The 23,386-nt window shown below is 70.7% G+C and carries 24 protein-coding genes; 11 read left to right on the top strand and 13 right to left on the bottom strand.

The features are described from left to right. Nucleotides 1-148: 148 nt before the first annotated feature. From GKS42_RS11705 to GKS42_RS11725, 5 genes are all read right to left on the bottom strand, one after another. On the bottom strand, nucleotides 149-1,201 hold the full coding sequence (locus GKS42_RS11705) for a YihY/virulence factor BrkB family protein (RefSeq protein WP_154793977.1): 1,053 nt from the start codon (nucleotides 1,199-1,201) through the stop codon (nucleotides 149-151). A 64-nt stretch (nucleotides 1,202-1,265) separates the two neighbouring features. Continuing rightward, nucleotides 1,266-1,913 carry a DUF3618 domain-containing protein gene (locus tag GKS42_RS11710; protein WP_154793978.1) on the bottom strand — a complete coding sequence of 216 codons (648 nt, stop codon included), beginning with the start codon at nucleotides 1,911-1,913 and terminating at the stop codon, nucleotides 1,266-1,268. Then, complete coding sequence (locus tag GKS42_RS11715) at nucleotides 1,910-2,335, bottom strand: phage holin family protein (RefSeq protein WP_154793979.1); 426 nt, start codon at nucleotides 2,333-2,335, stop codon at nucleotides 1,910-1,912. The genes GKS42_RS11710 and GKS42_RS11715 overlap by 4 nt, the downstream gene beginning before the upstream one ends. After that, nucleotides 2,332-3,177, bottom strand: a complete 846-nt coding sequence (locus tag GKS42_RS11720) for a hypothetical protein (RefSeq protein WP_154793980.1) — start codon at nucleotides 3,175-3,177, stop codon at nucleotides 2,332-2,334. Before GKS42_RS11720 ends, GKS42_RS11715 begins: the two co-directional genes overlap by 4 nt. A 199-nt stretch (nucleotides 3,178-3,376) precedes the next feature. After that, nucleotides 3,377-5,050, bottom strand: coding sequence for an NAD-dependent epimerase/dehydratase family protein (locus GKS42_RS11725; RefSeq protein ID WP_154793981.1), 1,674 nt, complete (start codon nucleotides 5,048-5,050; stop codon nucleotides 3,377-3,379). A gap of 426 nt (nucleotides 5,051-5,476) precedes the next feature. Between GKS42_RS11725 and GKS42_RS26925 the strand changes: the two genes are divergently transcribed. Further along, on the top strand, nucleotides 5,477-5,863 hold the full coding sequence (locus GKS42_RS26925; RefSeq protein ID WP_354002718.1) for a hypothetical protein: 387 nt from the start codon (nucleotides 5,477-5,479) through the stop codon (nucleotides 5,861-5,863). A gap of 83 nt (nucleotides 5,864-5,946) precedes the next feature. On the opposite strand, the gene GKS42_RS11735 is transcribed toward GKS42_RS26925, so the two are convergent. The 3 genes from GKS42_RS11735 to GKS42_RS11745 form a co-directional block, all read right to left on the bottom strand. Further along, entirely contained in the window at nucleotides 5,947-6,117 is a 171-nt protein-coding gene (locus tag GKS42_RS11735) for a CsbD family protein (RefSeq protein ID WP_154793983.1), read from the bottom strand. Between the two features lie 84 nt (nucleotides 6,118-6,201). After that, on the bottom strand, nucleotides 6,202-7,233 hold the full coding sequence (locus tag GKS42_RS11740) for a DNA topoisomerase IB (RefSeq protein ID WP_154793984.1): 1,032 nt from the start codon (nucleotides 7,231-7,233) through the stop codon (nucleotides 6,202-6,204). After that, on the bottom strand, nucleotides 7,230-8,333 hold the full coding sequence (locus tag GKS42_RS11745) for a carboxylate-amine ligase (RefSeq protein WP_154793985.1): 1,104 nt from the start codon (nucleotides 8,331-8,333) through the stop codon (nucleotides 7,230-7,232). Before GKS42_RS11745 ends, GKS42_RS11740 begins: the two co-directional genes overlap by 4 nt. Nucleotides 8,334-8,446: 113 nt before the next feature. Here GKS42_RS11745 and GKS42_RS11750 point away from each other — a divergent pair, with 113 nt between their 5' ends. Then, nucleotides 8,447-8,995 carry a type 1 glutamine amidotransferase domain-containing protein gene (locus GKS42_RS11750; RefSeq protein ID WP_154793986.1) on the top strand — a complete coding sequence of 183 codons (549 nt, stop codon included), beginning with the start codon at nucleotides 8,447-8,449 and terminating at the stop codon, nucleotides 8,993-8,995. Nucleotides 8,996-9,055: 60 nt separating this feature from the next. On the opposite strand, the gene GKS42_RS11755 is transcribed toward GKS42_RS11750, so the two are convergent. The 3 genes from GKS42_RS11755 to GKS42_RS11765 all read right to left on the bottom strand — a co-directional run bounded on the left by GKS42_RS11755 (nucleotide 9,056) and on the right by GKS42_RS11765 (nucleotide 11,215). Then, nucleotides 9,056-9,970 (bottom strand): cation diffusion facilitator family transporter, encoded by a 915-nt coding sequence (locus GKS42_RS11755; protein ID WP_154793987.1) that lies wholly within the window; start codon nucleotides 9,968-9,970, stop codon nucleotides 9,056-9,058. A gap of 2 nt (nucleotides 9,971-9,972) precedes the next feature. After that, nucleotides 9,973-10,383, bottom strand: coding sequence for an ArsR/SmtB family transcription factor (locus GKS42_RS11760; RefSeq protein WP_154793988.1), 411 nt, complete (start codon nucleotides 10,381-10,383; stop codon nucleotides 9,973-9,975). A 94-nt stretch (nucleotides 10,384-10,477) separates the two neighbouring features. Further along, the gene (locus GKS42_RS11765) at nucleotides 10,478-11,215 is read right to left on the bottom strand and encodes an SDR family oxidoreductase (RefSeq protein WP_154793989.1); all 738 of its coding nucleotides are present in this window, start codon (nucleotides 11,213-11,215) and stop codon (nucleotides 10,478-10,480) included. 88 nt (nucleotides 11,216-11,303) lie between these two features. On the opposite strand from GKS42_RS11765, the gene GKS42_RS11770 reads away from it, so the two are divergent. The 9 genes from GKS42_RS11770 to GKS42_RS11810 all read left to right on the top strand — a co-directional run bounded on the left by GKS42_RS11770 (nucleotide 11,304) and on the right by GKS42_RS11810 (nucleotide 20,501). Next, a complete protein-coding gene (locus GKS42_RS11770; RefSeq protein WP_154793990.1) occupies nucleotides 11,304-11,921 on the top strand; it encodes a TetR/AcrR family transcriptional regulator in 618 nt (205 codons plus the stop codon). Between the two features lie 121 nt (nucleotides 11,922-12,042). Then, the gene (locus GKS42_RS11775; RefSeq protein WP_154793991.1) at nucleotides 12,043-13,095 is read left to right on the top strand and encodes a LolA family protein; all 1,053 of its coding nucleotides are present in this window, start codon (nucleotides 12,043-12,045) and stop codon (nucleotides 13,093-13,095) included. Continuing rightward, nucleotides 13,092-14,096, top strand: coding sequence for an ABC transporter ATP-binding protein (locus GKS42_RS11780; protein ID WP_154793992.1), 1,005 nt, complete (start codon nucleotides 13,092-13,094; stop codon nucleotides 14,094-14,096). The genes GKS42_RS11775 and GKS42_RS11780 overlap by 4 nt, the downstream gene beginning before the upstream one ends. Next, a complete protein-coding gene (locus GKS42_RS11785) occupies nucleotides 14,086-14,937 on the top strand; it encodes an ABC transporter permease (RefSeq protein WP_154793993.1) in 852 nt (283 codons plus the stop codon). The genes GKS42_RS11780 and GKS42_RS11785 overlap by 11 nt, the downstream gene beginning before the upstream one ends. 173 nt (nucleotides 14,938-15,110) lie before the next feature. Beyond that, on the top strand, nucleotides 15,111-17,066 hold the full coding sequence (locus GKS42_RS11790) for a glycoside hydrolase family 3 protein (RefSeq protein ID WP_232848023.1): 1,956 nt from the start codon (nucleotides 15,111-15,113) through the stop codon (nucleotides 17,064-17,066). A 55-nt stretch (nucleotides 17,067-17,121) separates the two neighbouring features. Further along, on the top strand, nucleotides 17,122-18,444 hold the full coding sequence (locus GKS42_RS11795) for an exo-beta-N-acetylmuramidase NamZ family protein (protein ID WP_232848024.1): 1,323 nt from the start codon (nucleotides 17,122-17,124) through the stop codon (nucleotides 18,442-18,444). Nucleotides 18,445-18,588: 144 nt separating this feature from the next. Continuing rightward, entirely contained in the window at nucleotides 18,589-18,948 is a 360-nt protein-coding gene (locus tag GKS42_RS11800; RefSeq protein ID WP_154793995.1) for a VOC family protein, read from the top strand. A gap of 49 nt (nucleotides 18,949-18,997) precedes the next feature. Next, nucleotides 18,998-19,927, top strand: coding sequence for an alpha/beta fold hydrolase (locus GKS42_RS11805; RefSeq protein ID WP_154793996.1), 930 nt, complete (start codon nucleotides 18,998-19,000; stop codon nucleotides 19,925-19,927). Next, entirely contained in the window at nucleotides 19,884-20,501 is a 618-nt protein-coding gene (locus GKS42_RS11810; RefSeq protein WP_232848025.1) for a TetR/AcrR family transcriptional regulator, read from the top strand. The genes GKS42_RS11805 and GKS42_RS11810 overlap by 44 nt, the downstream gene beginning before the upstream one ends. 6 nt (nucleotides 20,502-20,507) lie before the next feature. On the opposite strand, the gene GKS42_RS11815 is transcribed toward GKS42_RS11810, so the two are convergent. Together GKS42_RS11815 and GKS42_RS11820 are read right to left on the bottom strand one after the other, a co-directional pair. Then, nucleotides 20,508-22,055: a SulP family inorganic anion transporter gene (locus tag GKS42_RS11815; protein ID WP_154793997.1), complete on the bottom strand. Its 1,548-nt coding sequence runs from the start codon at nucleotides 22,053-22,055 to the stop codon at nucleotides 20,508-20,510. A gap of 111 nt (nucleotides 22,056-22,166) precedes the next feature. Continuing rightward, nucleotides 22,167-23,369 (bottom strand): FAD-dependent monooxygenase, encoded by a 1,203-nt coding sequence (locus GKS42_RS11820; RefSeq protein WP_168217816.1) that lies wholly within the window; start codon nucleotides 23,367-23,369, stop codon nucleotides 22,167-22,169. Nucleotides 23,370-23,386 lie beyond the last annotated feature (17 nt).

The raw sequence follows: 23,386 nt of genomic DNA on the forward strand, positions 1-23,386 counted from the left end.
GACGTGGTGCCCTGCCGACGCGTCGATCGCAGGTGAAGTGCCAGGTCAGTGGGTGCAAGTTTACGCAGTGCCCCTGGGAACACAGTGGGGCCGGTCGGCCCGCCTGGCGGTCTGCTGGTTGTGGCCCGACGGCTCGTCACCTACAAGGTCAGGTCTCGCTGCCGCCTTCGCCGCCGTCACGGCCACGTGACCTGCGCAGGGCGCGACCGCGTGCGATCGCTTCCTTCTCCTTCGCAGCCTTCTTGTCGCTGGCACGGGTGTCCCGCGGCGGGAGCTGGACCGTCTCCTCGGCCGCGATGCCGGCCTGGAGCTGCCGTCCGCGCTCCATCTCGGCATCGAACTCCGCTCCGAACAGCAGCGCCAGATTCATCGCCCACAACCACAGCAGGAAGATGATCACGCCGGCAAGCGCGCCGTAGGTGGCGTCGTAGCTGGCGAAGTTCGCCGCGTACAGGGCGACGCCGAGCGAGGCGAGTGCGCCGACCACGATTGCGATCACGGCGCCCATGCTGATCCAGCGAAACCTCGGCTGCTTGACGTTCGGGGTGACGTAGTAGAGCAGCGCGAGCGCCACGATGACGATGAGCAACAGTACCGGCCACTTGGCGATGTCCCAGACGCTCACGGCCGTGGCCCCGAGCCCGACGACGTCTCCGATGGCCCGCGCGACCGGCCCGCTCACCACGAGGATCACGCCTGCGGCCGCGACGAGCAGGAGCATCACCACGGTCAGGACGTACATGACCGGGCGCAGCTTCCAGATCGGCCGGCCCTCGGACATCTCGTACATCCGGTTCATCGCCCGCGAGAACGCGTTGACGTAGTTCGAGGCCGTCCACAGCGCCGTGAGGAGGCCGACGATCAGGCCCAAACCGGGCGCGGGCGCGTTGGTGAGGGTCTCGATGATGGGGCCGAGGGTCGCCATCGCCTCCTCCGGGACCGCATCGGAGGCGGTTCCGAGCAGTTGCTCGGTGGTGGCCCGCTGCCCGACCAGGCTCAGGATCGAGACCAGGGCGATGATCGCCGGAAAGATCGAGAGCACCGAGTAGTAGGTGAGCGCGGCGGCGAGGTCGGTGCACTGGTCGTCGAGGAACTCGGTCACCGTGCGGCGCAGGATGTACAGCCAGGACGGTTTCCGCAGATCGGTGGGAGAGTCGGGCTTCGCCGGGTGGTCGGCGTCGGGGCGGGTGTGCTGGGGCATCGCAGACCTCCTGGCGGGGGTGGCGCCCCGTGGGCCGGCGCGCCGGCCCACGGGGCGGGATGGATCAGGAACCCTGCAGGCGGTCGCGGGACTGCTCGGCCTCGCCGCGCACGTCCTCGGCGGCCTGCCGACCCGAGTCGCGGACCTCTTCGGCTCCGGACATCGCGCTCTCCTTGACGTCCTGGGCACCCTCCGTGGCGGTCTCCTTGACGGCCTGGGCGGCATCCCGTGCGGGCTGCTTCAGATCTTCGCCCACCTCCTGTGCGATCGACCTGGCCTCGCCCGTGGCCCGATGCACGACGTCGGAGTCCTTGGCCTGGGTGACCAACTCCTGTTCCTTGCGGCTGGACGGGATGAGCGACCCGGCGAGCAGGCCCGCGCCGAACGCGATCAGGCCGGCCGCCCACGGGTTGCCCGTCGCCTTCTCCTTGACCAGGTGTGGTGCGTGGCCGATCCGGTCGGCGGCAACGTGGGCCGCCCCGGCGACTGTGTCCGCGGCGCTCCCGGCCGAATCCGAGGCGGACGGGCGGGCGTCTTCAGCGGCGCCGAAGACCTTCTCCTTGGCATTGCTCACGGCGCTCTTCACCTTGTCGGTCTGTCTCTCGGCGATCCGGCTCGGGCTCACCCGGTCGGTGAGCGCGTCGACGTCACTGCTCAGTTCGGCGCGGGTCCGCTCGATGTCGGAGCGGATGCGGTCGGGTTCGGTGCTCATGATTCGTGTCCTTTCAAGGCGTCGGGGATCTTCTTCACGGTGTCTGCGGTCTGCGGGATCCCCTCCACGGCCTCGAGCGACTTCTTGCCCGCGAGCGCCAGGACGAGCGCGACGATCGCCCAGACGCCGGCGACGATCAGAGCGGACCAGCCGAGAGCGGGTACGTCGTCCCCCTCGCCGATCATCGCCCCGAGGGCCCACCACACGGCCAGGGACAGGAACAGCAGCAGGAAGTTCGCGGCCCAGGCCGCTCCTCCCAGCATGCCCGCGCCCTTGCCGGCGCGCCGCGCCGAGTCCGCTACCTCCGCTTTCGCGAGTTCCACCTCCTGACGGATGAGCGTGGACAGATCCCTGCTCACCTCGCCGAAGAGGTCACCGATGGACCGCTCGTCGCGCGCCGGAGGCTCGTTCGGGGCGATCATGCCGGTCCACCTGGGGGAGTGCTGAGCGGGTCCCCGGTCGCGCCACCGACCAGTCGCCAGTCCGGAGCGCCCGCGGCTGCGGTACTCGCGGGTCCGGGACTCGCCGGCACGGCACTCATGGACGACGGGGTCGCGCCGGTCCGCTCGGCGCTCACCGAGCGCCGCACGGGGCCGGCCGCGGTGCGGCCGGTCGGCTGCGTCGTGTCGGCCCGGCCCGAGTCGGCCTGATCGTTGTCGCCGGCGTCCTTGGCGCTGCGGGCCACGCGTCCGACGAGGACGCCGAGCCCTGCCGCGATGGCGATGAACGTGCCCGGGTGCCGACGCGCGTACCGGGAGACCTCGTCCAGTGCCTGCGCCGAGTCGCGCTGCTCCAGCCAGTCTCCGGCCCGCAACAGGTAGTCGGCCGCCTGACGGGTCACGGTGCCGGCCAGTCCCTGCTCCTGGCTGCTGTCCGCCATCGAGGAGAGTTCGGAGGAGAAGGAGCGCAGCCCGCCGGCGAGGCGCTGCTGCTGGCCATCGGCCTGGTCGGTGAACTCCCGGCGGGCCTGCTCGAACAGGCTCTGGGCCTGGTATCGCGCCTCCGCGGCGGAGACTCTGACCTGCTCCTTCGTGGTCCGGGCCACGTCGCGTGCCTGCTCGATCGCAACATCCTTGACGTCCTGGGCGCGGTTACGGGCCTCTGACGCCACTCGGGTAGCTTCCTCCTTCGCGCTGCCCTGATCATCGGCGGACGGCGCCAGCGCGTCCCGCGACGGCGTGGCGCCCGGGTCCGGCGGATACGTCGGAGGTAGGGCGCCCGACGGACTGACGCTCGGCTCGTAGGGTCGGTTCTGATCTGTCACGGTCGTATCTCCCGGTCTGTCCCTGAGGTCTTCACCTTGAGGCGTGCGGGGTCCGGGCGCGCCGTTGACGAATCCGCCGATGGCGGTCCGACACCCCCGAGCGATCAGGGGCGTGCCAGAAGCATCACCCCGGACGGTCGTTCGCGCATCCGGAGCGCATCGGCGGCCGGTGCCCGTGCGGTGCGGCCGGCCGCGTCGGTCACCCGGTCGCAGCGCCGTCCGGTTTGCCCGCTCCCGGATCCGGCGGCTCGCCTCCCGGGCCGGCGGCGAAGACGTGGGGACGAAGCTGCGCGTGCAGCCGGTCCAGGGTCGTCTTCTGCTGCCGCGCGGCCTCAGCCAGGTCGGTGAACGTCGAGGATTGCAGCCCGAGGTCGGGGGCGAGGGTCTCGAGTGTCCGCCAGACCCCTTCTTTGCCGATCACCGCACTGCGCATCAGTTCGACCTCGAGGAGCGGCGTCATCGGCGAAGTACTCACGATGCGCTTGTTCAGCTTGAGCCGCCCGACGTGTTCTGCGGCCCAGGCCACCGCCTGCCGGTGCGGGCGCTGCCGGAGGCCGAGGAGCTCGATGAGCTCGCGGAGGAGTTCGCGCTCCCTGGTGATCTGGTCACGGATGGCCATCAGGTCGGGACCCATGGGCGTGTCGGCGAAGGCGTGTGCCATTCGCTGGATCCGCTCGGTGCCCGCGGTCGCCCCCGTCAGATGGTCGGACAGGTACAGGCCGAGCAGCTCGGCGTCCACGTGGTCGGGAACGCGCGCGGTCAGGCCACCCGCCCGGAGCATCCGCAACCCCCGATCCGCGGCGGTCTCCGAGGGCTGCGCAGTGAGGGACTCGACCGGCCCTCCGAAGCGGGTGTCGCCAGCCCGCAGGGAGGGGCTCGGCATGCCCCGGCGCTCCTGCATCCCGACGAGCAGTTCATGCAGGGCATCCTCGGCGGTGCGCTGCTCCGTCCAGCCGAGTTCGCGGATCCGGGAGGTGTCCATCACCGGCACGCCCATCGCCATATCGAGCCAGCCCGCGTCCGCGGCGATCGCCCGTGCACGCCAGCCGTAGTGAATGAGGGGCCGGATGACCTCCGGTGGGATCTCGAGGTAGCGGCCGTGGTCCAGGATCCGGGCAAGGTCGGCCGGCCACAGAGTGCCTGCGGCGGCGACATTGAACGCCCCACCGGCCCGCCTCGCGACCACGGTGGCGTAGGCGCGGCCCGCGTCGTCCGCGTGTAACACCTGCAGGCGCAGGCCCTTCGGCAGGGGAAGTGCGGGAAGGGTCCCGGCGCGCAGCAGAGACGTCGGTACGTACGGGCCGAGGAAGTAGCGCACGATCTGGGCGCCGGCGTCACCCTGGAAGATCAGCGCGGTCCGCATCCGGGTGACGGTGAGATCGGGGGCTGCTGCCTCGATCTCGTCGAGCACCCGCTCCTGCGCTGCCTTGTCCACGCTGTCGTGCGACGAGGGGATGCCGCCGCGGGGGGCATCCTCGTCGCGAGATACGTCGCCCTCGACGGGTGAGTACACGGCCACCGAGGAGGCGACCACCAGGTGCGTCACGTCCGCACGCACCGCGGCTCGCGCCACCCGCTCGGTGCCGCCCACGTTGACGCGGCGCAGGTAGTCGCGATCGGTGTTGGGTTGGATTGCCCACACCAGGTGGATCACGGCATCCGCACCATGGAACGCCTCCGCCAATGCCTCCACCACCCCCGAGCGTGCGGCGAGGTCCACGCTGTGCCAGTCTGCGCGGTCGTACGGTTCCTGGCTCGGCTCCGGCGGCCGTCGGGAGATGCCGACCACCGAGGTCACCGCATCAGCAGTCGCGAGTGCGCGCAAGACCGCGGTGCCTACGTTGCCACTGGCCCCGACGACGACGACCTTCACGTCGTCCCCGACTCGATGAGCTCGGTCACGCTGTTTGCCTCGCCTTGATCCGACATGCCGGTCCCTTCGTCGAGTGAACCGTGATCGAGTGTTCATCCAAGCGGGCCGTCCCGCACCTCGGGAGGGCCGGAGCAGATCGCTCGGAGCCCTGACCGCAACGAGCTCCAGGTCCCGCGCCTGGCCGAGCCGTTTTGTGTGCATGAGCCGGACCGTCGTAATATCAACTCAGCACCGCGCGTCCGACGCGACGGTCTCATTGTCGCTCCTGTCCCCGGCGACGCCACGTTTGGCGACGGGCGGGACAAACACGAGATGGCAGCGCTTGGAACTTCGCGGGATGACAACACCGGAAGCGTGGGCTCGGTAAGCCTGCTCGTTTCGGAAGTCGCGACATGTCTTGTGTTCCGCGGTGAGGTGGACATCGCGATGAACAGTCGCCTGACGTCCGTCGTCGAGCAGGTCTTGGAACGAGGTGGACAGCTCGAGGTTCACACCCGCGACGTCACGTACATGGACTCGGCGGTCATCGCGGCCCTGGCTCTGTTGGCGACCCGCCTGCGCACCCGCGTGCGGATGATCGATCCGCCCGCGCGCGTACTGTTCCTCCTCGAGGCGACGCAGTTGAACGAACTGGTCGACATCGTCGATACCCAGCCGCCGACCGGAACTCACCGGCAGGGTCGGGACGACCGGCCAGGTCATGATGGAGACGGTAGCCGGGACGGACACACCGTGGCCGAGGCACTCCGGGCGACGTCCACCGGATGCCGCTGCTCGACATGTGCCGCATGCCAGGCGGACGGCCAGAACTAGGCTCGGTCGTCGCGCGGTTGCTCAGGACGCAAGTCACTGGCCCGCGGGGTCGCCACCCCCGCGGGCCCATGCAACTGGCGGAACTACTTGAAGGCGTCCTTGACGTTCTCGCCGGCCTTCTTCACATTGGCCTGGGCCTGCTCGGCCTTGCCCTCGGCCTGGAGACGCTCGTTGTCTGTCGCGTCTCCCGCGGCCTCCTTGGCCTTGCCCTTGGCCTCTTCGGCAGCGTTGCTGATCTTGTCGCCGATGCCCATGTCAGCCCTCCATCTCGTGTCGTACCCGTTGTGGGTCCGTCCTAGCCACGCTAAGTCAGCCCAGCCGGGTACGCACCCGGGGGTTCACGACGAGTCCTCGCCGGAGTCGAGTACCTCGAGCACGGCTGCTTCGATCCGCGGCGGCGCCGGAGTGGCCGGTGATTCGTCCGGCACCGGCAACGTCGCCAGCACCGTGTCCTGCTCGTACGCCTCGAGAACCCGGGGGTCGATGTACGCGGATCGGCTCACCGCCGGGGTGTTGCCGAGTCGCTCGGCCACCTCGGACACGGCTTCGCGCACACTCCGGTCGCGTTCGGTTGCGGACTCGGAGCCACCGTGCCGGGCCAGTGTGATGGCGGCGAGGACGGTGCCGTGCCAGGTGCGGAAGTCCTTTGCGGTGGCGTCCTGCCCGAGGCGAAGCTTGACGTAGGCGCCGATGTCCACGCTGGTCAGATCGCGCCAAGGACCTCGTCGTGCCGATCCCTCGCGGTAGGCGAGCAGCTCGGGGCCGCCTCCTCGTCGGCGGCGCAGTACCCGGACGGCATCGACCACCCCGGGGTCGTCGATCTCGACGTGCCGCTGCTGACCGGACTTGGCGACGTAGTCGAACACGGCGACGCCCGCCTTCGTGATCCTGACGTGTTGCTTGAGCAGGGTCGCTAGGCCGAAGCTGCCGTTGTCGGCGGTGTACGCCTCGCTGCCGATCCGAAAAAGGCCCTGATCGAGGAGCAGGAATGCGACGGCGAGGGCTCGCTCACGAGGCATCCCGGGTCGGCGCAGGTCGCGTCGCACGTTCCTCCGGGCCGCCGGCAGGCGGTCGGCGATCTCGCGCACCCGTTCGTGCTTGGCTGCGTCCTGCTCGGCGCGCCAGACCGGGTGGTAGAGGTACTGTCGTCGGCCGGCCTCGTCGGTTCCGACGGCTTGGATATGACCGAGCGCGTCGGGGCAGATCCACACGTCCTGCCACGCGGGCGGAATCACAAGGTCACGGCACCGGGCCACGAGGGTGACGCTTGCGATGCGCTTCCCCTCGGCGTCGAGGTAGACCCAGCCACGCCCGCACCGTCGCCGGCCCCACCCGGGAGCCGTGACATCGACCTCGTGGAGCGCGCTCATTCATGCCCTGCCGTCCGTCGTACCGCCGCGGCGACCACTTCGGCCATGGCTCCGGTCCGCTCCAGGGTGCGGCGCTGCAGGCGCGCGCCGTTGCCACGCTCGCGCAGTTGCGTCATCGATTCGTGGACGAGGTCCGAGTCGCCGCTGTCCTCGAGTGTCGGCCGTACGTGGGCCAGGAGAGCATCGATCACCTCAGCGGCCGGCCGCGGCCGGTACGTCGCCGGGTCGAGGAGGTTTCCCTCAAGTCCGTGACGCGCGGCTTGCCAGGTTGCCAGCCGCAGCATGCGGGTGGGCACGGCCGGGGCCGGGTCACCGGTCGCCGAGTCCCGCGCCGCCGTCTCAACCAGGGCGCGACTGAGTGCTGCCAACAGCACCGCATCGGAGGCGTCCTGGCAGATGTCCGCCACGCGCACCTCGACCGTCGGGTACCGGCGGGAGGCGCGGGCGTCGAAGTAGAGCATGCCGTCGTCGAGGAGTACCTCCGTGGCCAATGCCTCCGAGATCATCTGTTCGTAGGCACGTGCCGACCCGTAGATGTCGGTGGGTCCGGACAACGGCCACCGGATCATCGACTGACTCCGGTAGCTCGCATAGGACGTGTCCCGGCCGTGCATGAACGGGGAGTTCGCGCTGATGGCCAGGAGCGCGGGCAACCACACGCGGATCCGGTCGAGTACCGCGATGGCCTCCTCCGGCGAGTGGATCTGCACGTGCACGTGGCAGCCGCAGATGAGCAGGTCGGAGGCGGCCATGCCGAACCGCTCCACCATCTCCTCGTACCTGCGCTTCGGCGCGGTCGATGGCTGGACCGGGAGCGGGGAGGTCGCGAGCGCGGCGACGCGAGCGCCCGCCGCCCGCGCCGCCAGATCCGCCGTACGGCGCCAGGACCGCAGGTCGGCGAGCAGATCGGTCATGCTCTCGCGCGGCGGCGTGTCCGTCTCGAGTTGCTCGCGCTGGAGTTCGCCGACGAGGGATCCGCCGCCGTCGTCGTTGCCGGCTGCTCCGCCGAACGGGCGCAGCACCGCGGGCGACATCGACATGGCCACACCCGTTTCGCCGTCGACAAGCAGCAGTTCTTCCTCCACGCCAACCGTTCGCATGTGCACAGTCTGAGGGCCTCCTGGGGGTTTCGCTCGATAGGGGCTCCCGGCGGCGGAGCCGGCCGGGGGCTCGTACGGTCGGGTGCAGTACGGCACCAGAAAGGAGTCCCACCATGTCCCATCTCACCAACAAGACCATCGCCTTCCTCGCCACGAACGGCTTCGAGGACAGCGAGTTGACGAGCCCTTGGCAGGCGGTGACCGAACACGGCGCGACGGCGGTGCTCATCTCACCGGAGCGCGGCAGCATCACCGGTAAGAAGGGCCACGAGGCGAGCGTCGACGTTCTCATCGCCGATGTGGATGCGGCCTCCTACGACGGGCTGGTCCTACCCGGCGGAGTCGCGAACGGGGATGCACTGCGGCTGGACCCGGATGCTGTCGCCTTCGTGCGTGCCATCTTCGACCAGCGCAAGCCTGTCGGGGTGATCTGCCACGGCGGCTGGATCCTGACCGACGCAGATGTCGTGCGCGGTCGCACGCTCACGTCCTACCCGAGCCTACGGACGGATCTGCGCAACGCTGGTGCGACCTGGGTCGATGAGGAGGTTGTGGTGGACCAGGGACTTGTCAGTTCCCGTACGCCAGACGACCTGCCGGCGTTCAATGCGAAGCTCGTCGAGGAGTTGGCCGAGGGCGAGCACGCCGGCCAGACAGCCTGACGGACCGGCACGGAACAGGTCAGACCACGTGGCGAGTGCCGGCGCTCGACGGCGGCCGGGTCAGTCGTGCATGCCGTGCTCGTGTCCGGAGTGGGTCGAGGGTTCGAGCTGGAACGTCGAGTGCTGCACGCCGACGTCGAAGTGCTCGGCGACGCAGGCCTGGAGGTCGTCGAGGATGCGGGGCGCGTGGCCGTCCTGGAAGCACTCGTCGTCGAGCACGATGTGGGCGGTCAGGACGGGCAGTCCGGTGGCGATCTGCGAGGCGTGCAGGTCGTGCACGCCCCGGACGTGCGGCTGGGCGAGGAGATGGTCGCGCACGACGTCCAGGTCGAGTCCTTCGGGCGTGGTCTCCAGGAGCACGCGGCCGGCCGTGCGCAGGACCGCGAGCGCCCGGGGTGCGATCAGGACGGCGATGGCGATGCCGGCGAGAGCGTCGGCTCTGGTCCACCCGGTGAAGGTGATGATCAGCGCGCTGACGATCACGGCCACCGAGCCGAGCGCGTCGTTGACCACCTCGAGGAACGCGGCCCGCATGTTCAGGTTCGCGTCGCGGCCGGTACTGAGGACTGCGATGGCGGCAACGTTCCCGGCCAGACCGATGATGCCGAAGACGAGGGTGCCGGTCGCACCGATCTCGGGTGGCTCGAGGAGCCGCCGCACCCCCTCGATCAGGGCATAGATGCCGACCGCGAACAGCAGCGCCGCCTGCGCGCCTGCGGCCAGGATCTCGATGCGGCGCCAGCCCCAGGTGCGCCGGGAGGTCGCCGGCCGGGACATCAGGGTCGCGGCCAGCAGGGCCATGAGCAGGCCGCCCGCGTCGGTGATCATGTGGCCGGCATCGACGAACAGCGCCAGGCTCCCGGTGATCAGGGCGCCGATCACCTGGGAGACCAGGATGGTGGCGGTGATCGCGAACGCGATCGCCAGCCGTCCCCGGTGCGTGGTCGGCGGGTGTGCATGGCTGTGCTCACCCATGGTCACGGTGCCCTGTTCGGGTGCGCCCGCAGGTCCGCCGGGGCCGGGTTCGAGGTGGTCCCGATGCCGTAGTTCGGGCACAGGGTCACGACGTATCCGGTGGCCGCGAGCAGGCGTTCCGCGCTCGCGAGCACATCGAGCAGTTCGGCGGAGGTGCTCAGCGAGAACATCGAGGCTCGACCCTGCGGCCGGGACGCCACGAGCCCGCAGTCACGCAGACAGGCGAGGTGTGCGCTGACCGTCGACTGGGCGAGACCGAGGTGCTCGGTGAGGTCACGGACCTTGTGCTCGCCGAGCGTCAGGTGCTGCAGGATCGCCAACCGGGTCGGGTCGGACAGGCCATGGAACAGCGCCGCCGCCGGCGCCAGGTCCTGCGCTGCGGCAGTGTCCGCCTCGCGGTTCAGCATCGTCATATGACGATGATAGCGGCTTTCGACGTCAGGCTGAAGGCCACGGTGGACTCACGCCGGCGTCGGTCCGAAGGGCTCGCCCACCGTCGCGTTCGCCTCAGGCGGCGCCACCGTTGACGTGGAGCACCTGGCCGTTCACCCATCGGGCCGGCCCGGCGAGGAACGCGACCACTTCCGCGGTGTCTTCCGGGGCGCCGAGGCGCCCCATCGGGTTCGCGGCCGCGATCGCCTCGATCAGCTCCTGGCTCTTGCCCTCGAAGAACAGTGGCGTCGCGGTGGGGCCGGGCGCGACCGCATTGACCGTGATGTCGCGACCCCGCAGCTCCCGGGCGAGGATGAGGGACATCGCCTCGACGGCGGCCTTGGAGGCCGCGTAGGCGCCGTACGTCGGTGTCTGGAGCCGGGTGATCGACGTTGACAGGTTGATGATCGCCCCGCCCGCACGCAGACGGCGCGCCGCGAGCTGGTCGACCACGAACGTCCCTCGGACGTTGACGCGCTGAACCCGGTCGAACACGTCCAGGTCCATCTGCGCGACCGGCGCCAGCGGCATGATGCCCGCCGTGTGCACCAGCACGTCGACGCCGCCGAACTCCCGCTCGGCGACATCGAACAGGGCCGCCATCTCCGTCTCGTCCGCCACGTCGCCCCCGGCCGTGACCGCCCGGCCGCCGCCGGCCCGGATCGCGGCGACCACCTCGTCCGCGCGCTCGCGGCCACCCGCGTGGTGCACGACGACGGCGAAGCCGTCCGCGGCCAGGCGTCCGGCACAGACGCTCCCGATGGCGCCCGAGCCGCCGGTCACGATCGCGACGCGATCCCCGTCGTTCGTCATGGTGCGAACCTCCCGCTAATATGTGGACGTCGTGTCCATTTCATGGTCACCTAGAAATGTACACCCTGTCCAGATAGGAGCGGGAACGATGACGGGTCACCAAGCGCCGCGGCGCGGCCGCGGACGGCGGCCGGCGGCCGAGGTACGCGCGAGCGTCCTCGAGGCAGCGGGTCGCGTCCTGCTCCAGGAGGGCCTGCCGGCGGTCACGTTCGACCGGGTCGCCCGAGAGGCAGGGTCGAGCAAGATGACCCTGTACAAGTGGTGGCCCTCGCCCGGCGCGCTCGCCGCCGAGGCGTACTTCGCCGGCAGCGAGGAAGCGCTCGACTTCCACGACACCGGCGACCTGGCGGCGGATCTGACGGCCCAGCTGACCGCGTTCGTGCGACTGCTCACGGTCGCGGGGGCCGGCCGGCCGGTCTCCGAACTCATCGGTGCGGCACAGCTGGACGCCGAGCTGGGCCGCGCCTGGTCCGAGAAGTACGCGCTGCCGCGCCGTGAGCTCGCCCGCGTCCGGCTCCGGATCGCCCGCGACCGGGGCGAGCTGCGCGAGGGTGTCGACCTCGACGTGATCGTCGACCAGCTGTGGGGGGCCGTCTACCACCGGATGCTCGTGCTCCGGGTGCCGTTCGACGAGACGCTCGCCCCGCGCCTGGTCGATCAGGCCCTCCATGGGGCGGCACGACGAGGCGGCGAGCCGGGCGCGTGAGTGCGATCCGTCGCCCGTCCCACACAGATCCACACAATTCCTCAGCACCGATGCACTGGTGATCGTCGCCCACGCGACGTACCGTCGAAGCAGACGTACGTCTTCGAGGGAGTGAATGTTCATGGCACGCACCTGGTCCCGCTGGCTACCGGCCGCGGCGGTCCCGCTCGTGGTCGCCGGTTCGGTGGCGTTCGCCGCACAGGCGGGCGCCGACGAGTTGCCCGAACGCACTCCCGAGGACGTCCTGACGCTTCTCGCCGACCGGGACCACCAACCGTTCTCCGGCGAGTTCGAACAGACCTCCGACCTCGGCCTCCCGGAGCTGCCCGGTGGCGTGGACCTCCCGGACGGCGATGGTGACGCCGCCGCCGTGACCGCCGCCCTCGAGGCGCTCACCAGTGATCACAGTGGCCGGGTGTTCGTCGGCGAGCAGGACCAGGCCCGGCTCCAGGTGTTCGAGAGCTTCGGCGAGCGCGACGTCATGGTCAACGGCGACGAGGTCTGGGTCTACGACTCCGACGAGAACGCCGCCACCCACGCGACCCTGCCCCCCGACGCCCGTACCGCCGGCCTCGACCAGCGGTTCACACCGGACGAGGTCGCCGACCGGATCATCGAGGCCGTCGGTCCCAGCACCGAACTGACTGTCCGCGAGGACGTGGAGGTCGCCGGCCGCGCCGCGTACGACCTCGTCCTGACCCCACGCACAGACGCGACGCTCGTCGGCGAGGTCGCGATCGCCGTCGACGGCGAGACCGGCCAACCGCTGCGGGTGAGCGTCACCGCCCGCGGCGCGGCCACGCCCGCCTTCCAGATCGGCTACACCTCGCTCGAGCTCGCTGCCCCCGATGCCGACCTCTTCGAGTTCACCCCGCCGGCCGGCGCCGAGGTCGAGGAGATCGCCCCGCCGGCGCAGGACCAGGCACGCGACGACGCCGAGCAGGCCGAACACCCGGAGCCGACCGTGGTCGGGACCGGCTGGGAGTCCGTGGCGATCCTCGACGCCGGCGCCACCGACCTCGGAGGCGAACCGCTGCTCGCACAGCTGACCACCGCCGTCGACGGGGGTCGCCTGCTCGGCACCGACCTCGTGAACGTGCTGATCGCCGACGACGGCAGGGTCCTTGTCGGGGCGGTGCCGCTCGAGCGGCTCCAGGCCGCGGCCGCTGAGTGAGCGACACCGCGACAGCCGCGGCTGAGGCGGACGCGCACGCCGCCGACCTCGCGATCGCGACGACCGGCCTGACCAAGCGGTTCGGCAACCAGATCGCCGTCAACGCCATCGACCTTGCCGTGCCCCGCGGCTCGGTGTTCGGGTTCCTCGGCCCGAACGGCTCCGGAAAGACCACCACGATCCGGGTCCTGCTCGGCCTCGCCGCAGCCACCAGCGGGAGTGCCCGCCTCCTCGGCAGCGACGTGCCCACCGAGCTGGCCGAGGCCCTGCCGCGGGTCGGGGCGCTCATCGAGGGGCCCGCGTTCTACCCGTTCCTGTCCGGGGCGGACAACCTGCGCCGACTCGACTCGGCCGACGCCCGCGCCGATCCCGCCACCCGCGACGCCCGGGTCGCCCGCGCGTTGGACCGGGTCGGTCTCACGCACGCCGCCAGGAAGAAGGCACGGGCCTACTCGCTCGGCATGAAGCAGCGACTCGGAATCGCCGCCGCCCTGCTCACCCCACGCGACCTGCTCGTGCTCGACGAGCCCACGAACGGCCTCGACCCGCAGGGCACTCGCGAGGTGCGCTCGCTCATCCGTGCCGTCGCCGCCGAGGGCACCACCGTGTTCGTGTCCAGCCACCTGCTCGCCGAGGTCGAGCAGATCTGCACGCACGCGGCCGTGATGCATGTCGGCTCGCTCGTCGCCCAGGGCAGCCTGGACGACCTGCGGGGCACCGGTGCCCGGGTGGTCCGGGTCGAGACGCCCGACGGCGAGCGAACGGTTGCCGAGTTCGCTCGCCTCGGGCTGGACGCGGCGCTGGCGGGTCCGGCCCTGCGGGCCGGGCCGGGGGAGGTCGTGGTCGAGGCGCCGCTGCCCGACGACGGGCCGGCCGCCGAGGATCTCGTCGCGGCGCTGGTGACCGCCGAGGTGCGGGTGCGGGGCTTCGACGTGGCGCGGCCAAGTCTCGAGGACCGGTTCGTGGCCCTCACCGGGGAGGGGTTCGACGTTGCCCGCTGACTCCGACACCGCCCGCGCCCGGACCCATGGCGGCGCCCTGCTCGCCTCGGAGCTGCGGGTGCTCTTCCGCCGCTGGCGTACCTGGGCGATGCTGGCCGCGCTGGCGTCGATCCCGGTGCTCATGGCCGTCGTGGTGCGGCTCTCCTCCGAACCGCCGGGGCCGGGGGAGGGCCCGCCGTTCCTGGACCAGGTGACCAACAACGGCATGTTCGTTGCCGTCACCGCGCTGGTGCTGACGACGCCGCTGTTCCTTCCCCTGACCGTTGCCGTCGTCTCCGGGGACACGATCGCCGGCGAGGCGAGCCTCGGCACGCTGCGCTACCTCCTCGTCGCACCGGCCGGCCGGGTCCGGCTGCTCCTGGTGAAGTACGTCTCCACGGTCGCCTTCTGCCTGGCCGCGAGCGGCACGGTGCTGCTCACCGGGTGGGTGATCGGCGCGGCGCTGTTCGGCACGGGGGAGGCGACGCTGCTCTCCGGGGACACGATCGGCGTCGGTGACGCCGTCGTCCGTTCCCTGCTCGTGGGCGCCCACGTGACGATCTGCATGCTGGGGCTGGCCGCCGTCGGGCTGTTCATCTCGACCCTGACCGACGCCGGGGTGGGCGCCATGGCCGCCGTTGCCGTGCTCACGATCGTCGCGCAGGTGCTCGGCCAGCTGGACCAGCTCGCCTGGCTGCACCCGTGGCTGTTCACGCACCACTGGCTCGCGTTCGCCGACCTGCTCCGGGAGCCGATCGTGTGGACCTCGGTCACCGAGAACGCGCTGCTCCAGGCCGCGTACGTCGCGTTCTTCGGGGCGCTCGCGTACGGGCGGTTCAGCACGAAGGACGTCTTGTCCTGACGCCATGATCGCGGAAGTAATTTTCACAGGTCCGCAAAAGTTCGGAAATACTTGACGCATCCTCCTGCCCTCAATAGGGTCCCGGACAGGCGGTCGGGCAACGAGGTCCGGCCGTGCGGAGAGCCGTCGGAGTGACGTCGTCGTCGCCCGAGGCATGACCGAGGAGACACATCGTGACTCTGACAGGTTCGCGAACGGTCCGAGCAGGCCTCACCGCGCTCGCGACAGGAGCCCTTGTCCTTTCCGCTCTCGCGCCCGCCGGTGCCGTCCGGGCGCCCGAGCCGGGCGGCGTCGGGGTGATGGAGGTAGGGGAAACACCCACCGCGGCCGAGATCGACGCCATCGTCGCGGCGATGAGCCTCGACGAACTCATCGGTCAGATGACCTGGACGCACGTCTACGGCGCATCCGCCGACGACACGTCGATGGCGGCCAGCAACCAGGCCCGCTACGGGGTCGACACCCCGGCCGAGGTGGTCGAGAAGTACCACCTCGGCGGCGTCCTCTACTTCGCCTGGTCCGGCAACACCGGCAGCCCCGAGCAGACCGTCGCGCTGTCGAACGGTCTGCAGGAGGCCGCGGTCGGCGAGAGCGGCCCGGGCATCCCGCTCGCGGTCACGATCGATCAGGAGGGCGGCCTCGTCGCCCGGGTCGGACCGCCGGCCACGCTGCTACCCGGGAACATGGCGCTGGGCGCGACGTTCGACGAGGACCTGGCCCGTCGGCAGGGCGAGGTGCTCGGGTCCGAGATGCAGGCACTCGGCGTGAACGTCGACTTCGCTCCCGTGCTCGACCTGAACTCCAATCCGGACAACCCCGTGATCGGGATCCGCTCGATGGGCGAAGACCCGGACGTGGTCAGCGAGCTCGGGGTCGCTCAGATCCAGGGGATCCAGACGTACATCGCGGCTGCCGCCAAGCACTTCCCCGGACACGGCGACACCGCCGAGGACTCGCACTACGGGCTACCCGTGGTCACCTACGACCGGGCCACCCTCGACGAGCACCTCGCGCCCTTCCAGGCTGCGATCGACGGCGGCGTGGACATGATCATGAGCGCGCACATCATCGTGGAGGCGATCGACCCGACGATGCCCGGCACGCTGTCGCCCGCCGTGCTGACCGGTCTGCTGCGCGAGGAGATGGGCTTCGAGGGGATCATCACCACCGATGCCCTGGACATGGCCGCGCTCGCGGCGAACTGGAGCCAGGAGGACATCGCCCGCCTGACCATCCTGGCCGGCTCGGACATCCTGCTGAACTCCCCCGACGTGGACGCCTCTTTCGCCGGCGTCCGCCAGGCGGTCACGGACGGCGAGATCACCATCGAGCGGCTGCAGGAGTCGGTCCGCCGGATCCTCACCTGGAAGGCGGAGCGGGGGATCCTGGCGGACCCGTTCACCGACCCCGGCGCGATCGACAGCGTGGTCGGCTCCGCGGAGCACCAAGCCACGGCGGCGACGATCTCCGACAGGGCCGCCACGCTGGTACGGAACGAGGCACGCGTGCTGCCGCTCGGCTGCGACGAGACGATCCTGATGGTCGGCGCCGGCTCCGGCTGGCCGGAGCGGGTCGGTCCGATGCTCGCCGACCACGGCTATCAGGTGATCGAGGACTACGAGAACGGTTCCTCGCCATCGGCCGCCTACCGGGCCCGCGCCGTGGCGGCCACCGCCGAGGCAGATGTCGTCGTGTTCACCTCGAACAACGCGACCGGCAACGCGGCACAGCAGCAGATGGTCGCCGAGCTCGCCGCGACCGGGGTCCCCGTGGTCGTCATCGCCACCCGCAACCCGTATGACATCAGCGTGCTGCCCGGTGCGGACGCGGTGATCAACAGCTACGGCACCGGGGTGATCAACTTCCAGGGGATCGTCAGGGCGATCGCCGGGGACATCAACCCGGCGGGCCGGCTGCCGGTGGACGTCCCCGAGGCCGACGGCGACGGCATCCTGCTCCCGCTCGGCAGCGGTCTGTCCTACCCCGGGCCGCCGCAGCACGCCGGGCCACCCGCGAACGCCGGACCGCCGGACGGCCGGCCGCCGCACGCCGGACCGCCTGACCACGCCGGACCGCCGGACCACGCCGGACCGGGCGGGTGCTCGCACCCGGGCCGCCCGACCGACTAGACCTCCGATCCCGAGTGAGATGAGGACCGCTATGTCCAGGAAACGACCGATGTTGATGAGTGCGCTGGCCGTCGCGGCGGCGACCGCCGTCGGAGTCGCCGGCGTGATCGCGCCCATGGGCGGCGGGCCCGGCGGGCGACCGGAGACGCCACCCGGGCATGACCGCCCGCTCCAGCTCGGCGTGGAGGTCCTGCTCGCCGACGAGCTCGACCTGCTGGCCGGCCAGCGGGTGGGCCTGATCACGAACCCGACCGGAACCACGAGCGACCTCACCCACACCATCGACGCCCTGATCGCCGGGGAGGCCGAGGGCGACTACGAGGTCACCGCGCTGTACGGGCCGGAGCACGGGGTGCGCGGCGGAGTGCCGGCGGGTGCCTACGTCGAGAGCTACGTCGACGAGCGCACCGGCCTGCCGGTGTACTCCCTGTACGGACCCACTCGCAAGCCGACCGCCGAGATGCTGGAGGGCGTGGACGTGCTGGTGTTCGATATCCAGGACATCGGCGCACGCTTCTACACGTACATCTGGACGATGTACTACGCGATGGAGGCGGCCGCCGAGCAGGGCAAGCCGTTCGTGGTGCTGGATCGGCCGAACCCCCTGGGCGACCGTATCGACGGACCCGTGCTCGAGTACCCAGAGCTGAGCTCCTTCGTGGGGCTCCGGGAGATCCCGTTGCAGCACGGCCTGACCGTTGGCGAGCTGGCTGGGTTGTTCAACTCCGAGTTCCTCGCGGCGCCGGCGGATCTGCACGTGGTCACGATGCGCAACTACGACGCCGCCAGCATCGTGGCGGACTGGGACCTGCCCTGGGTGCTGCCGTCGCCGAACATCCCGACCCGGGAGACGGCCCTGGTGTATCCCGGCACCGGGCTCATCGAGTCCATCAACGTCTCCGAGGGCCGCGGGACGACCACCCCGTTCCTCTGGTTCGGCGCGCCCTACATCGACGAGACGGAGTCCTACGCGCTGGCCGCCGAGCTCAACTCCCGTGGGCTGCCCGGCGTGACATTCCGGCCGATGTCCGCCACGCCGACCTCGAGCAAGCACACCGGAGCGTTCTCGGGCGGCGTTCAGATCCACCTCACCGACGCGGCGGGCTACGAGCCGATCCGGACCGGGCTGCACGTTCTCGACGTGCTGTTCGACCAGATCGACGAGGTCGACTGGCGGGAGGGCGCCAACTGCCGCACCGCGGAGGACACGTGCTGGATCGACCAGCTCACCGGTACCCGCGACGTGCGCGCCCAGCTCGAGGCGGGCGTCGCACCGGACGAGATCATCGCCGGATGGCAGGCGGATCTCGCTGCGTTCGATGCGCTCGCCGAGCCCTACCGGCTCTACCCCGACGGTCCGGGACGCGGCCGTCCCTGATCCGAGCGCCTCCGGGCGGTACCGAGCCCTTACCCGGCTCGGCGCCTACTACAACAGCTCGGATTCCCGTTCGCGGCACGGTCGTGCGGATCGACCAGTGGCGCCCGGCGATGAGTTCCGGTTCCGGCCCAGGTCGGTACCGGCATGGATACCGAGAGGGAACTGGATCTGTTCGCCGGCGTCGCGGTGACCGACCTCGGCCGCGCCGTCGGGTGGTACGACCGGCTCTTCGGCGAGGTCGAGACGTCCGAGCCGAACGACGTCGAGCGGGTGTGGACGGTCGCCGAACGTCGTCATGTGTATGTGATCGTGGCGCCCGAACACGCCGGCCACGCGCTGGTCACCCTGTACGTGGGGAACCTCCCCGCGATGGTCGATGCGGCGGCCCGCCGGGGGATCCACGCGGAGACCGAGGAGGACTACGGGAACGGCGTGCACAAGATGATCTACCGCGATCCCGACGGGAACGAGATCGGGCTCGGTGGGGTGCTCGCAGCGGAGTAACCTTCCGTTATGACCCGATACGCTACGGTGGTCATAACGGAAGGGTGTCATGGAACCGAGCCGATCGATCATCGACCTGCCCTGGGGGCCGGTCTCCTACCTGCACTGGTCACCGCCGGCCGAGGCAACGACCTCGCCGTCCGTCGTAGTGCTCCTGCACGGCGGGAACGCGGACAGCGCATCGCTGTCCTGGGGCGAGCTGGGCGGGCACCTGGCCGCGGCTGGCCACCGCGTGATCGCGCCCGACCACCCGGGTTTCGGCGAGAGCCCGCGCGCCCCCTGGACGGCGACCCAGGACCGGCTCGTCACCTACGTCGGGGAGTTCGTGGACGCCCTCGGGCTGGGGGAGTACGCGATCGGCGGCCTCTCGCTCGGCGGCGGGCTGACCATCGGGCACGTCCTCGCCCGTCCCGAGCGCGTCACGGGCGCGATGCTGTTCGGCAGCTACGGGCTCCAGGACCGCCTCACCGACGGCTGGCTCAGCCTGCCCACCCAGACCCTGACCTGGCTGGCGCTGCGCACGGGCCCGCTCGGTCTTGCCCAGGAGGCATACGCGCGTAGCCCGCGACTGCTGGCCAGCGGCATGCGGCAGATCGTCCGCAGTCCGGACCGGCTGACCGAGGACCTCCTCGCGGAGATCACCGTGGCGGCGGGGCGCAAGGGCGCCCGGGTGGCGTTCGAGCAGTGGCAGCGCGACCAGGTCCTGTGGAACCGGACCCGCACGAACTACCAGGACCGGCTCCCGGACGTCGCTGTGCCGACCCTCGTCGTGCACGGCTCACGGGATTCGGGCGTGCCCCTCGCCCGTGCTCGCGAAGCTGCGGCCCGCATCCCCGACGCCCGCCTGCTCGTCGTCGACGGAGCCGGGCACTGGGTCCAACGGGACCGACCGGACCTGGTGACCCCCGCCGTCGTGCGGTTCCTCGACACCCGAGGTGAGCGAGACGGAGGCGACGGTGCCGCGCCCGCTCATCCCTGACCGGCGGAAGAGGATCCTCGACGCGGCGCAGGCACTCGTCCTCGCGGACGGCTTCGACGCGATGAGCATCCAGGCCGTGGCGACCGAGGTCGGCATCGCCAAGGGGGCGGTGTACCGGGAGTTCACCAGCAAGCGCGAGATCCTCGACGTCCTGCTGACCCGCTCGATGGACCGGATGAACGCCGCCGCCAGGCAGCGACTCGGGGAGGCTGAGCCGCCCTCGCCGAGCCGGGCCTACGCCGTCGCCGTGGAGGTGCTCCTCGACGATGAGCTCATGACCGCCGCGTTCCTCGATGACGAGGGCGTGCTCGGCTCCTATGTCGACGGCGTCACCGACGGCAGGTACGCCGAGCGGCACCGCGCCGTGGTGGCGTGGATCGCCGACCTGCAGGCGCAGGGTTCGCTGAGCACACGAGTGGCGCCCGAGCCGCTCGCACTCGCACTGTCCGCGACGACGATCGGGCTGCTCACCGCGGCCCGGCACCTCGGGCCGCTCACCCGAGCGGACCTGCAGGGCGCGCTCGAGGCGGTCGCGGTCCTGGTCTCCTCGCTCGAGCCGGCCCGGCCCTCGTGACCTGTGTCAGGAGCCGAGGTTGCCACTGAGCCGGTCGTGGCGGGCGGCACTGTCCGGGTTCAGCCCGACGATCCGGACCTGTTTGCCCTTGGCCTGATACCTCGTCGTGATCGCGTCCAGGGTCGCGACCGTGGACGCGTCCCAGATGTGCGCCTTCGTCATGTCGATGACCACACGGCTGGGGTCGCCGGCGTAGTCGAACTGGTAGACGAGGTCGTTCGAGGACGCGAAGAACAGCTCGCCCTCGACCGCGTAGACGCGTTCGCCGTCGGCGTCCGATGCGTCCAGCCGGGTGACCGACGTGAAGTGGGCGACCCGGCGTGCGAACAGCACCATGGCGATGAGCACGCCGACGAGCACGCCGTAGGCGAGGTTGCTCGTGGCGACCGTGACCACGACCGTCGCGGCCATCACCGCGACCTCGGACCTCGGCAGCCGGCGCAGCGTCGAGGGCCGGATCGAGTGCCAGTCGAACGTGCCCACCGAGACCATGATCATGACGGCCACGAGGGCAGCCATCGGCATGATCGCCACGAGGTCGCCGAGGCCGACCACCAGGATGAGCAGGAACAGCCCGGCCAGGAAGGTCGAGATGCGGGTACGAGCGCCGGAGACCTTCACGTTGATCATGGTCTGGCCGATCATCGCGCAGCCGCCCATGCCTCCGAAGAAGCCGGTCACGATGTTCGCGATGCCCTGGCCCCACGCCTCGCGCGTCTTGTTCGAGTGGGTGTCCGTGACGTCGTCGACGAGTTTCGCCGTCAGCAGGGACTCGAGCAGCCCGACGAGAGCCATCGCGAGCGCGAACGGCGCGATGATCTGCAGCGTCTCGAGGGACAGCGGCACGTCCGGGAACAGCAGGGACGGCAACGACTCGGGCAGCTCGCCCTCGTCGCCGACGGTGGGTACCGTGACGCCGGCGAGCACCGTGAACGCGGTGAGGACCACGATCGCGACGAGGGGGGCGGGTACCACCTTCGTCAGGCGGGGGAAGAGCACGATGATCGCGATGCCGACGGCGAGCAACGGGTAGACGATCCACGTCACCCCGAGCAGGTGGGGCAGTTGGGCGATGAGGATCAGGATCGCGAGCGCGTTGACGAAGCCGACCATGACCATGCGCGGGATGAACCGCATCAACTTGGCGACGCCGAGCAGCCCGAGCACCACCTGGAGGATCCCGCCGAGGATCACGGTGGCGATCAGGTAGTCGACGCCGTGATCACGAACCACGGGCGCCACCACCAGGGCGACGGCGCCGGTGGCCGCGGAGATCATCGCCGGGCGGCCGCCGACGAACGCGATCGTGACCGCCATCGTGAACGACGCGAAGAGCCCGAGCCGGGGGTCCACGCCCGCGATGATCGAGAACGAGATCGCCTCCGGGATCAGCGCGAGGGCGACCACAAGCCCGCCGAGCACCTCCGTGCGCAGGCGGCGGGGGGAGCGCAGCGCGGCACGGACGGAGAAGGACTCGTCGGCCTCGGGGGAGCCGGTGGCCGGCTGCGGGTCGGTGGCGGGATCGGGGACTCTCAGTGGAGCGTCGTTCGACACGCAGGATCCTTCGGGCTGAGCGGAGGGCGGGGATGCCCGCGCTCACGGTAGTGCCTGCGTGCCGCGGTCCGGCCGCGGTGCCCGCGCCGCGATCGGCGGTGCCACGCCCGGTCAGACGGCGGGGAGGCGCTCGGAGGAGAAGTCGTCGAGCCTGCTCGTGTCGCTGCCCTGCAGGGAGAACAGGGCCAGGGAGACCCGCCTCGGTAGCCGGATCAGGAGCCTGAGGGTGCGCGGCGTCAGCCAGGCGGCGAGACGGTTGCCTGGCACGAGCTGCCGGAGCGAGCTCGGGCCGACCTTCCGACTCTGCGCGATCGCCGGAGCCAGCACCGACTCCGCGCTCGCGAAGGCTGCGGCGTGGTCGTCGCGGGCGAGCGCGAGTTCGTTCGCGAGCACGTACGCGCCGAGCACCGCCATCGCCGTGCCGCCGCCGACGGCCGGGCCGGGGGAGTATGCCGCGTCGCCGACGAGGCTGACGCGTCCCTTCGACCACGTGTCCATCCGGATCTGGCTGATCGAGTCGAAGTAGAAGTCCTCGGACTCGTGGAGGTCGGCGAGGGAGAACGGGAGGTGTGCCTCGATGCCCGCGAACGCGTCCCGGACCACGCGCAGCTGGTGCGCCGGGTCGCGCAGGTCGCCGGCGGGGTGGCCGCGGAAGAGCAGGAGCGCACGGGCGAGGTGTCCGTCGTCGACGGGGTAGGTGAAGGCGGCCCGGCCGGAGTCGAAGTAGCCGATCACCCCGCTGCCGAGGCCGGCGTTGTTCGGGTAGCTGTAGACGGACAGATAGGCGCCGAGGTCGTGCCGGTACGACTCCTCGGGACCGAACACGAGGCGCCGGACCCCGGAGTGGAGACCGTCCGCGCCGATGACGAGGTCGAACGCGCGCGGGGGGGAGTCCTCGAACTCGACCGTGACGGCGTCCGTGCCGTCCGTGATCGCGGTGATCGTGTCCCCGAAGATGTACTCGGCGTGCGGCGCGGCAGCGGCGTGCAGGATCCCGGTGAGATCGTCGCGCTGGATCTCCACGTGCCGGTCCGCGATCGTGGCGGTCAGGCGCGGCATCTCGATCGGGCGTCCACGGCGCTGGTTGAAGGTCATTCGATCGTGCCGGACGTGGGCGCCGGTGACGGCGGGCAGGAGGCCCATCCGCTCGACCACCTCGATCGAGACGCCGGCCAGGTCGACGGCGTGGCCGCCGGTCTGGCGCAGGTGTGGCCGCTTCTCGACGACGGTGGGGTTGAAGCCGCGTTGTGCGAGCCAGTACGCGAGGACGGATCCCGCGATGCCGGCACCGGAGATGAGGATGTTGTGTGCCATGGGGAGTAGATTACTTG

The sequence above is a fragment of the Occultella kanbiaonis genome (assembly GCF_009708215.1).
Classification (GTDB): Bacteria; Actinomycetota; Actinomycetes; order Actinomycetales; family Beutenbergiaceae; genus Occultella; species Occultella kanbiaonis.

Excerpts from the sequence above, each read along its gene's own strand:
- GKS42_RS11740 (WP_154793984.1), bottom strand. The coding sequence starts at position 7,233 with ATGAGCGCGCTCCACGAGGTCGATGTCACGGCTCCCGGGTGGGGCCGG.
- GKS42_RS11795 (WP_232848024.1), top strand. The coding sequence starts at position 17,122 with ATGAGTGCGCTGGCCGTCGCGGCGGCGACCGCCGTCGGAGTCGCCGGC.
- GKS42_RS11710 (WP_154793978.1), bottom strand. The coding sequence starts at position 1,913 with ATGAGCACCGAACCCGACCGCATCCGCTCCGACATCGAGCGGACCCGC.
- GKS42_RS11760 (WP_154793988.1), bottom strand. The coding sequence starts at position 10,383 with ATGACGATGCTGAACCGCGAGGCGGACACTGCCGCAGCGCAGGACCTG.
- GKS42_RS11750 (WP_154793986.1), top strand. The coding sequence starts at position 8,447 with ATGTCCCATCTCACCAACAAGACCATCGCCTTCCTCGCCACGAACGGC.
- GKS42_RS11800 (WP_154793995.1), top strand. The coding sequence starts at position 18,589 with ATGGATACCGAGAGGGAACTGGATCTGTTCGCCGGCGTCGCGGTGACC.
- GKS42_RS11765 (WP_154793989.1), bottom strand. The coding sequence starts at position 11,215 with ATGACGAACGACGGGGATCGCGTCGCGATCGTGACCGGCGGCTCGGGC.
- GKS42_RS11755 (WP_154793987.1), bottom strand. The coding sequence starts at position 9,970 with ATGGGTGAGCACAGCCATGCACACCCGCCGACCACGCACCGGGGACGG.
- GKS42_RS11705 (WP_154793977.1), bottom strand. The coding sequence starts at position 1,201 with ATGCCCCAGCACACCCGCCCCGACGCCGACCACCCGGCGAAGCCCGAC.
- GKS42_RS11775 (WP_154793991.1), top strand. The coding sequence starts at position 12,043 with ATGGCACGCACCTGGTCCCGCTGGCTACCGGCCGCGGCGGTCCCGCTC.
- GKS42_RS26925 (WP_354002718.1), top strand. The coding sequence starts at position 5,477 with ATGAACAGTCGCCTGACGTCCGTCGTCGAGCAGGTCTTGGAACGAGGT.
- GKS42_RS11735 (WP_154793983.1), bottom strand. The coding sequence starts at position 6,117 with ATGGGCATCGGCGACAAGATCAGCAACGCTGCCGAAGAGGCCAAGGGC.
- GKS42_RS11820 (WP_168217816.1), bottom strand. The coding sequence starts at position 23,369 with ATGGCACACAACATCCTCATCTCCGGTGCCGGCATCGCGGGATCCGTC.
- GKS42_RS11745 (WP_154793985.1), bottom strand. The coding sequence starts at position 8,333 with ATGCGAACGGTTGGCGTGGAGGAAGAACTGCTGCTTGTCGACGGCGAA.
- GKS42_RS11805 (WP_154793996.1), top strand. The coding sequence starts at position 18,998 with ATGGAACCGAGCCGATCGATCATCGACCTGCCCTGGGGGCCGGTCTCC.
- GKS42_RS11715 (WP_154793979.1), bottom strand. The coding sequence starts at position 2,335 with ATGATCGCCCCGAACGAGCCTCCGGCGCGCGACGAGCGGTCCATCGGT.
- GKS42_RS11770 (WP_154793990.1), top strand. The coding sequence starts at position 11,304 with ATGACGGGTCACCAAGCGCCGCGGCGCGGCCGCGGACGGCGGCCGGCG.